General features: G+C 44.8%; 2 protein-coding genes. One reads left to right on the forward strand and one right to left on the reverse strand.

Annotated features, from left to right (window positions below; genetic code table 11):
- A partial coding sequence (locus A3761_RS02435) for a M23 family metallopeptidase (RefSeq protein ID WP_156491521.1) occupies positions 1-228 on the forward strand: 228 nt, incomplete at its 5' end.
- A gap of 60 nt (positions 229-288) precedes the next feature.
- Here A3761_RS02435 and A3761_RS02440 read toward each other — a convergent pair.
- On the reverse strand, positions 289-814 hold a 526-nt coding region (locus A3761_RS02440; protein ID WP_156491522.1), incomplete at its 5' end, for an SDR family NAD(P)-dependent oxidoreductase.

Consider the following 814-nt stretch of genomic DNA (forward strand, 5'->3'; position numbering starts at 1 on the left):
TACTCCGGTGGCACTTTAATTGTTGACCATGGTTATGGACTATCTTCAACCTTTATTCATCTAAGTGAAGTTGTCGTAAAAGAAGGTGAAGATATTGTGGCAGGCCAGGAAATTGCCAAAGTAGGGGCTGGAGGTCGTTCTACAGGTCCGCACCTTGATTGGCGTGTTAATTGGTATGGTACGAGAATTGACCCTCAGCTGGTTCTTTTGATAGCTGGTGATAAGTAAACTTAAAGCGATGGCATTCTTGCTGCAAGATGGTCATCGCATTCCATTCCATTATTACATTTACTTACCTAGTAAACTCAAACCGCATATACGAAGTACATTTCCGTTAAGCGCATTAGCATCGGGGCGGCTGAAAAAGCTCACTCCCTCTGCGATATCTAGCGGCAAGCCACCCTGTGATAATGCATTCATACGTCGCCCTAGTTCACGAGTCAATAAAGGGATTCGCTGGGTCATATCAGTTTCTATAAAGCCAGGTGCAATGGCGTTAATAGTTAGCCCCTGAAGGCCCTGGTCGGCGGTGTGTTGGCTCATCGCTTCAACATAAGAGGCTATTCCGGCTTTAGAACAGGCGTAATTACTTTGTCCGAAGTTACCTGCAATCCCGGAAATAGAAGATATACAGATGATGCGTGCATTGTTAGCAAGTAGCTTCTTTTCTATTAGCGCACGATTGATATCCAGCACCCTGGACAAGTTGATGTTTATCACTTGATCCCAAAAGTGCTCTGGCATGTTAGCAATAGTCTTGTCGCGAGTAATGCCAGCGTTATGAACAATGATATCTATTACGCCGAGTTGCGCA

The sequence above is a fragment of the Oleiphilus sp. HI0123 genome (genome assembly GCF_001635315.1).